We start from the raw sequence: 7,385 nt of genomic DNA, 5'->3' as shown, positions 1-7,385 counted from the left end.
GGTGTCCGAGCTGGCCGAAGGAGCACGATTGGAAATCGTGTAGGCGTCACAAGCGTCTCGAGGGTTCGAATCCCTCTCTCTCCGCCATAAGAACTTTTACATGAAACAAAGCTTGTATACGAGGCCCGTTGGTCAAGTGGTTAAGACACCTCCCTTTCACGGAGGTAACAGGGGTTCGAGTCCCCTACGGGTCACCACTAAAATTTTGTTTATTCCCATGGAGGCTTAGCTCAGCTGGGAGAGCATCTGCCTTACAAGCAGAGGGTCGGCGGTTCGATCCCGTCAGCCTCCATATTATCTTTTCAGAAGAAATTTGGATATCTCGAACTTCTCTGGTAAATAATAAAATATCATGCTTGTAATGTCGCGGGGTGGAGCAGCCCGGTAGCTCGTCGGGCTCATAACCCGAAGGCCGCAGGTTCAAATCCTGCCCCCGCAACCAACCTCATAGTCGAGGATCTTTACATAGTGTGGAGCTGTGGTGTAGTGGCCCAACATGCCTGCCTGTCACGCAGGAGACCGCGGGTTCGAATCCCGTCAGCTCCGCCATTTTTTTTATGCAAGACATGAGTCATTAGCTCAGTTGGTAGAGCACCTGACTTTTAATCAGGGTGTCGTAGGTTCGAATCCTACATGACTCACTTTTTATGTAATTTAAGATCGAATCTCATATAAATTGCTTTAAGCAAAACCCTTCAATTCATGTTGAAGGGTTTTTTGTTGTTTATTTTTTTATTTTGTCAGCTAAACGACATTTCACACACGGCATTTATGATAGTATACATATAACGCATCGGAATACTAGGAAATAAGAGTGCGCAGTAAGTGACGAATGAGGTGGATGATAGATGGATTCAATCATAAATCAGAACGATTTTCAGGAAAATGACAGTGTGAAGGAAGTTATTCTTCGTGCTTTCCATCAATATGGCGTACCGAGAGTGTACAACAAAAATGAATTTATTTTTCAAGAGAATGATCCGCCTCAGGCTGCTTTTTATGTGGAAACGGGATTGATCAAAATTTCACAGTCGTCCCAGGAAGGGCAAGGGATAACGTTGTTCCTGCGCTACGCGGGTGAGATTTTTGGCAATGCAGAGCTGTTAACGAATCTGCAACGCAAGCGGTATGCGAAGTGCTTGGTTGATAGTCAGATCATTGCATTGGATTCGCGTAAATTCCTTGAATTAGCCAAGGGAGATTCAGAATTCGCCTATGCGTTAGCTGTAATTGGAGCGAGAAGGCTTCTGCAAACGCAGAATATTGTGGAAATCTTAATCAGTCGGCCTGTGGCTTGGAGATTAGCGTGGTTTCTAGTTCAGATGGGCAAACAGCAGGATGGCAGGGTAGAGGTGCAATTGCAATTAAGCCATGAGGAAATCTCCTATGTAATTGGTTGCAGCAGGCAGGCCGTTACCGAAACACTAAGCAAGTGGAAAGAAAAAGCGTTGATAGATTACACAAAGAAAAAAGTTGTGATTATGAATCCGAGCCGTTTTTTTACAGACATCTAATCCTAAGTTGGGCTGGAAGGTGAATCCATGATAGAAATTAACAAGGTTAGCAAAGCTTTTGCCCAAAAGAGTGGAAAATCTTATCATGCATTGGATCAGGTTTCTTTTACCGTCAAAAAAGGTGAATTTGTTTCTTTGCTAGGGCCTTCCGGCTGCGGGAAATCCACGTTATTGAATCTCATTGCAGGCTTTGAGAAGCACTATGACGGACAGATCGAAGTGAATGGGGAGAAAGTAAGGGGACCTGGACCAGATCGTGTTGTTGTTTTTCAGGAGCATGGTTTATTCCCCTGGTTGACGGTGCTGGATAATGTTGCATTTGGATTAAAGCAAAGAGGAATGGCGAAAAAAGAACGCTACGAGCTTGCTTATGAACAGATTAAAGCTGTGCATTTAAGCAAATTTATCGACCGGTATCCCCATGAGCTTTCCGGAGGGATGAAGCAGCGTGTTTCCATCGCCAGGGCGCTCGTCATGGATCCTGATATTCTCTTAATGGATGAACCCTTCGCAGCCTTAGATGAGCAGACACGGTTTATTTTGCAAAAAGATTTGGAAGAAATATGGCAGAAAACACAAAAAACGATCTTGTTTATCACGCACAATATTCGTGAAGCGATTGTTCTCTCAGAGCGTGTGTTGGTCATGTCTACGCAGCCAGGCAGAATTAAGAAGGAATTTGCCGTGCAAGCAGGAAGACCCCATGATATCGGTGATCCACTGATCCATCATTTGGAGAGCACCATAATGGAAACTCTCACAGAGGAGCTGGAGAAGGTTGTAAGAGCGGAGGTGGGCCATGAATACAGCATTAAGAAGAATCATTTTCCTAATTCTACTGCTAGTAGTATGGGAGATGGGATATAGAATTTTTCAATGGGGCTGGAAGTTCCCTTCACCCGTTCAAACATTCGAAGCATTCTATTACGGATTTACACAAGGGCATTTGCTTGGTGCCATGGTTTCAAGTCTTCGCCGTCTGTTGATTTCCTTTGTCATTTCGATCGGGATAGGAACGACGTTGGGATTTCTGTTTGCCCGGTATCGATTCTTCGATGAGACCTTTGGTTTCCTGGTTGTGGCCCTTCAGACCGTTCCGAGTATTGCATGGCTGCCTTTCGCCATCATTTGGTTTGGGCTGAATGATACGGCCGTTATATTCATAACGACAATCGGAGCAACTTGGACCATGTCCATGTCTAGTCGTACAGGGATTATGCATGTTTCGGTCATCCATATACGGGCTGCAGAGATGATGGGCACGGGCAGAGGTTTTCGCATGTTTTTTCAGGTGATGCTGCCAGCAGCCTTCCCACACCTCATAACGGGAGTACGAGTCGCATGGGCTTTTGCATGGCGCGCGCTGACAGCGGGAGAGCTGATTGCCAAAGGCTTGGGGCTTGGTCAGACGCTGCAGGACAGCCGTAGTATAGGCGATACAGCTACAATTCTTTGTGTCGTCGTGATTATCGCAGTGATTGGAACGATCTCGGATCATTTTTGCTTCAAACGGCTTGAGGATAACATTATGCTGCGTTATGGCTTAATTACAAGTAAAAGATAGCTAAATCATAAGAAAAAGGTGGGGGAAATAACATGAAAAAGCTTGCAGGTTTACTTAGTTTGTTACTTATGTTTACTTTGGTCATTTCAGCTTGCGGAACGAAGAGTAATTCAGCTTCATCCACAGAGAATCTTACAGTGAAAGTGGGTATTTTGAAAAATGTGACCCATGCTCCGGGCTTTGTCGCTTTACAGAATGGCTATTTCCAGAACGGTTTCGGGAAAAATGTGAAAATTGAAGTCACTGGTTTTGATAACGGCTCTGACTTCTCTACAGCCATGGCAACGAATCAAATCGATATTGGCTTTGTTGGTCCAGGGCCTGCAATAAACCAATATTTGAAGAGCAAAAACTTCCGAGTCATTTCGGGCTCGAATAACGGCGGCGCTGTTTTAATTGCAAGGAAGGATGCGGGCATCAAATCGGTGAAGGATTTGGTTGGGAAAACCGTGGCGATTCCTACAAAAGGCAGTACGAACGAAATATCACTGCGTTTATTATTGCAGCAAGAAGGTTTGAAAGTCTCAACGGATACATCCGGCGTACAGATGATCACGAGAGCCCCTGCAGATACGCTAGTTGCGATCAGACAAAAAGAGGTTGATGCTACCTTGATCCCTGAGCCGTGGGGCACACAAATGGTTGAAGAAGGAATTGGACAGGTGCTAGTCGATTGGGATAAAATCCCGCCGAATAACGGCGATTATCCGCTAACTCTCTTATTGGCTAGTGACGATTTCCTTAAAAACCATCGCGACTTAGCAAAGAAGGCAATTAAAGCGAATTTAGACGGGATTAATTTTATTAAAGAAAACCCAACCAAAGCTTACGATTTAGTGAGTGCGGAGCTCAAGGAGCTTAGCGGTAAAGGGATGGATGCCAAGCTGATCAAAGCGGCCTTAGACCATTTGAAACTAACGGATGAAGTGAATGCGGATGCGATTAAGGCGATGGCCAAGGTTTCTTTTGACGCAGGGTATATCAAGGGCTTGAAGGAAGATGAGCTGGATTTAAGCAAATTCATCGACTTATCCCTGTTAAATGAAGTTAAGAAGGAGAAATAGGAGGTACATCCCATGCAAATACAAACGCAAGAAAAGCTATTGCCAGCGTTCCACGAGCATTTAAAGGTTATTCTATTAGGGACGGGGACTCCCCGCGCATTTTATGGCAGAGCCAAAGCTGGGGTTGCTGTCTTAGCTGGTGATAAAGCGTTTTTAGTCGATTGTGGAGGCGCAGCCGTTGATCAATTAATCAAAGCGGGCGTGATGCCGCAGCGGATTTCGGATGTTTTATTCACACATCATCATAGTGATCACAATTCAGGATTCTTCGATGTGTTTATTTCAAGCTGGCGCACGCATGTCATTGCAGATCGTGTATTTGAGGGACGCTCAGTCCCGATGAATGTGTACGGACCGACAACGACGAAAGAAATTATCGGGAAAATGCGTGAATCCTTCGATTTTGACGCGAATCTTAGGGTGAATTATAATCTCTCTGCGGACCAAGGCGCGAAAATAAATTATCATGAAAGCAACGAAGGCATTGTATATGATCATGACGGGTTGAAGATAACCGCTTTTGAAGTGGACCACAAACCTGTTTACCCTGCGCTTGCCTATAAGTTTGAGTATAATGGAAAATCGGTAGTTATTTCTGGCGATACGATTCCTGTAGAAAACATGGTTACGTACAGCGAGGGAATCGACCTGCTTATCCATGAATCTTACAACAAGGAATGGTTGGATGCCCTAATTGCGAAGTTCCCTGAACAAGCGGCATCGCTTTCGAATCCTGCCAAATATCACTCGACTACGCTGGAGGTTGCTGAAATCGCTAGACGGGCTGGCGTTAAGCATCTTGTACTGACCCATCATATTCCGGCTCCAGCAGCAACAGTTGAAGCAGAAGCGGAGTATAGTCAAGGCATGCAGGAGATTTATCCGGGCAAAATAACCATGGGACGCGATCTTATGGAATTTGATTTAAGTTAACCAGCAACTCGTGAGCTTTCTTTCATCCTTTTAGTAGGAGAGGGAAAGCTCTTTTTGTCGTACAAGCTTAGATAATTTTTAGTTGACATTGATTATTATTATCACTAATATCAAGAGTAGCGTTACACGTGAAGAGCGGGGAGAGATCGCGGATGAAGACGATTAAATACTGCTGTCGAAATGAGAAATTCGGATCCAAACAAATATATAAATCCATTAAGAATGAGTTCCCAGACCTGAAGCAGAAGAAGAAAGATTGCCTGGGCAATTGCAGACACTGCAAGAAAGAATGCATTGCGATGATCGGGAAGAAGAAGCTTCTATGCGCTGAGTCACCTGACCAACTGTATGCGCAGATTAAGCAAATTATCACGTCTTCTAAGGTTGAAAGTGTGATGGCTTGAACACGGATCTGCTAAAATTGTTACTTCCGTTTGTATTTGTATGCACAATTCTGGTAATCTTGTATGTATGGGGAATACGCAAGAGATAACCATAATGAAAGGTGTGTGCACAGATGCTAAACGATACACTAACTGAAGCGCTCAACGAGCAGATGAATTATGAGTTTTATTCCGCGCACGTCTACTTGGCGATTGCTGGTTATTGCGCTGCGGAAAGTTTGGATGGGTTCTCGAACTTTTTCATTGTACAAGCTGAGGAAGAGAAATTTCATGCGATGAAGATTTTCAAATTTATTAATGACCGTGGAAAAAAGGTCAAATTCGCAGGCATGGATACACCGGTGAACCGCTATGAATCCATCTTAGATGCTTTTGAACATGCGTATTTGCATGAACAAGAAGTGACGAAGCGCATTTATCACCTTTCAGACTTAGCCCTGAATGATAGAGAGCACGCAACGATGCAGTTCTTGAAATGGTTCATTGACGAGCAGGTCGAGGAAGAAGCAATGTTTGATAGCATCATCAACAAGCTGAAACGTATCGATACAGATAGCAATGCTTTCTTCATGTTGGATGCTGAGTTTGCACAACGCTCATTCACGCCACCAACTGCGGAATAATTACATACGTTTTTAAAGGATAAAAACTTACTTGTTTCGCATATCTGTGCGAGGGGTAAGTTTTTTTCTGTTCGCTGACGTATAGTTGTCAGGGTTTATTTTGTATAGTAGAAGAAGGAAGGGAGATGTAAACATGGATAAATTAGATCTAACGAAGGCTTACAAAATGTATTACAACGCGCCATCTAAACCACAGTTGGTTGAGTTTGAAACGATTTGGTATTTGTCGATTGTTGGACAAGGGGACCCGGACAGTGATACCTTCGCCAATGCGACAGAAGCGCTCTATACGGTCGCCTATAGTGTGAAAGGGGATTATAAGAAGCAGGAGTTGGATTTTGCAGTAGCTAAGCTAGAAGGGCAATGGTGGGTGGATGGGGACCCAAAAAAGGCGTTAGAAGTGCCGAGAGAAGAGTGGCATTGGAAACTGCTTATTCGGATGCCTGATTATGTAACATCGGATCGTGTTGAAGAAGCACGTAAGTTGGCTGCAGCCAAGAAAAAAGATCTCAAGGTAATAGCCGATATACAGTACGAATCTTTACACGAGGGCGTCTGTGTGCAAATGATGCATGTGGGTCCTTATTCGACAGAGCCAGAGACGCTTGCCCAGATCGAGCATTTTATTGAAGGGAATCATCTTCGTTATAGTGGGCTTCATCATGAGATCTATCTATCTGACCCGCGAAAGACAGCGTCTGGGAAATTAAAAACGATTTTGCGGTACCCGGTTCAAACGATAGAAGTGGTGAAGGGGTGAATTTTGCTGTAAAATAGAATATAATGTCGAGATGCATGTGGGGAGGCAATCGGATGAGGCTTCGTAAAATCATAAAAATGGGACAAGCCGTAGTCGTGCTTGTGTTCTTCATTGGGATTATGTGTCCTGCGCCTGTTGCCCAAGCCTCATGGCTAGATCGGATCAAAGATATCTATCAGTTGCCAAGTAATGTAGAGCAAATCCAGAAAGATTATGAAGCAACGAAACAGCAATTAGAGGATCAAAAGAATAAATTAACCGATGCTGTCGAGCAGTCGAAAGCGATTGAAGAACGCCTACAAAGCCAGAATGAGACCCTCAAGAAAGATAACGAGCAATTACAGGAACGGATAAAGGCCATGGAGCAAGTGGCTTTAGATAAAGATAAACGGAATCGCAAGATCATGTATATGATTATTACGGCTGCGGCATTGATTATTGGCTATTTCATGTTCGGTCGGGTATTTCGATTCATCGTTTGGCGGAGACAGAAGCGCGGGCTTCGATAGCGGGTAAAATTCGG

9 protein-coding genes and 5 tRNA genes are annotated in these 7,385 nt (G+C 44.2%); all 14 read left to right on the top strand.

The features are described from left to right. The first annotated feature begins 122 nt into the window (after positions 1-122). The 14 genes from A8709_RS13015 to A8709_RS12950 all read left to right on the top strand — a co-directional run bounded on the left by A8709_RS13015 (position 123) and on the right by A8709_RS12950 (position 7,371). A tRNA-Glu gene (locus tag A8709_RS13015) sits at positions 123-197 on the top strand. Between the two features lie 22 nt (positions 198-219). Then, positions 220-292, top strand: a tRNA-Val gene (locus A8709_RS13010). Positions 293-365: 73 nt separating this feature from the next. Then, positions 366-442, top strand: a tRNA-Met gene (locus tag A8709_RS13005). 30 nt (positions 443-472) lie between these two features. After that, a tRNA-Asp gene (locus A8709_RS13000) sits at positions 473-549 on the top strand. Positions 550-568: 19 nt separating this feature from the next. Then, positions 569-641: transfer RNA gene (locus tag A8709_RS12995), tRNA-Lys, on the top strand. Positions 642-848: 207 nt separating this feature from the next. Further along, positions 849-1,514 carry a Crp/Fnr family transcriptional regulator gene (locus A8709_RS12990; protein WP_065852816.1) on the top strand — a complete coding sequence of 222 codons (666 nt, stop codon included), beginning with the start codon at positions 849-851 and terminating at the stop codon, positions 1,512-1,514. 27 nt (positions 1,515-1,541) lie between these two features. Further along, on the top strand, positions 1,542-2,381 hold the full coding sequence (locus tag A8709_RS12985; RefSeq protein WP_065852815.1) for an ABC transporter ATP-binding protein: 840 nt from the start codon (positions 1,542-1,544) through the stop codon (positions 2,379-2,381). Then, positions 2,371-3,078, top strand: a complete 708-nt coding sequence (locus A8709_RS12980) for an ABC transporter permease (protein WP_244163177.1) — start codon at positions 2,371-2,373, stop codon at positions 3,076-3,078. The genes A8709_RS12985 and A8709_RS12980 overlap by 11 nt, the downstream gene beginning before the upstream one ends. A 32-nt stretch (positions 3,079-3,110) precedes the next feature. Further along, a complete protein-coding gene (locus A8709_RS12975) occupies positions 3,111-4,142 on the top strand; it encodes an ABC transporter substrate-binding protein (protein WP_065852814.1) in 1,032 nt (343 codons plus the stop codon). Positions 4,143-4,154: 12 nt separating this feature from the next. After that, positions 4,155-5,075 carry an MBL fold metallo-hydrolase gene (locus tag A8709_RS12970; protein ID WP_065852813.1) on the top strand — a complete coding sequence of 307 codons (921 nt, stop codon included), beginning with the start codon at positions 4,155-4,157 and terminating at the stop codon, positions 5,073-5,075. Between the two features lie 152 nt (positions 5,076-5,227). After that, a complete protein-coding gene (locus tag A8709_RS12965) occupies positions 5,228-5,479 on the top strand; it encodes a DUF1450 domain-containing protein (RefSeq protein ID WP_065852812.1) in 252 nt (83 codons plus the stop codon). Positions 5,480-5,592: 113 nt separating this feature from the next. Then, a complete protein-coding gene (locus A8709_RS12960; protein ID WP_065852811.1) occupies positions 5,593-6,102 on the top strand; it encodes a ferritin in 510 nt (169 codons plus the stop codon). 133 nt (positions 6,103-6,235) lie between these two features. Beyond that, positions 6,236-6,862 (top strand): GyrI-like domain-containing protein, encoded by a 627-nt coding sequence (locus A8709_RS12955; protein ID WP_065852810.1) that lies wholly within the window; start codon positions 6,236-6,238, stop codon positions 6,860-6,862. A gap of 53 nt (positions 6,863-6,915) precedes the next feature. Next, positions 6,916-7,371 carry a coiled-coil domain-containing protein gene (locus A8709_RS12950; RefSeq protein WP_065852809.1) on the top strand — a complete coding sequence of 152 codons (456 nt, stop codon included), beginning with the start codon at positions 6,916-6,918 and terminating at the stop codon, positions 7,369-7,371. Positions 7,372-7,385: the final 14 nt, after the last annotated feature.

It is taken from the genome of Paenibacillus pectinilyticus (genome assembly GCF_001700435.1).
Classification (GTDB): Bacteria; Bacillota; Bacilli; order Paenibacillales; family NBRC-103111; genus Paenibacillus_E; species Paenibacillus_E pectinilyticus.
This window is presented reverse-complemented; position numbering and strand designations above follow the sequence as displayed.

Coding starts and splice junctions, on each gene's coding strand:
- A8709_RS12980 (WP_244163177.1), top strand. CDS start 2,371: ATGGGATATAGAATTTTTCAATGGGGCTGGAAGTTCCCTTCACCCGTT.
- A8709_RS12955 (WP_065852810.1), top strand. CDS start 6,236: ATGGATAAATTAGATCTAACGAAGGCTTACAAAATGTATTACAACGCG.
- A8709_RS12970 (WP_065852813.1), top strand. CDS start 4,155: ATGCAAATACAAACGCAAGAAAAGCTATTGCCAGCGTTCCACGAGCAT.
- A8709_RS12985 (WP_065852815.1), top strand. CDS start 1,542: ATGATAGAAATTAACAAGGTTAGCAAAGCTTTTGCCCAAAAGAGTGGA.
- A8709_RS12950 (WP_065852809.1), top strand. CDS start 6,916: ATGAGGCTTCGTAAAATCATAAAAATGGGACAAGCCGTAGTCGTGCTT.
- A8709_RS12975 (WP_065852814.1), top strand. CDS start 3,111: ATGAAAAAGCTTGCAGGTTTACTTAGTTTGTTACTTATGTTTACTTTG.
- A8709_RS12960 (WP_065852811.1), top strand. CDS start 5,593: ATGCTAAACGATACACTAACTGAAGCGCTCAACGAGCAGATGAATTAT.
- A8709_RS12965 (WP_065852812.1), top strand. CDS start 5,228: ATGAAGACGATTAAATACTGCTGTCGAAATGAGAAATTCGGATCCAAA.
- A8709_RS12990 (WP_065852816.1), top strand. CDS start 849: ATGGATTCAATCATAAATCAGAACGATTTTCAGGAAAATGACAGTGTG.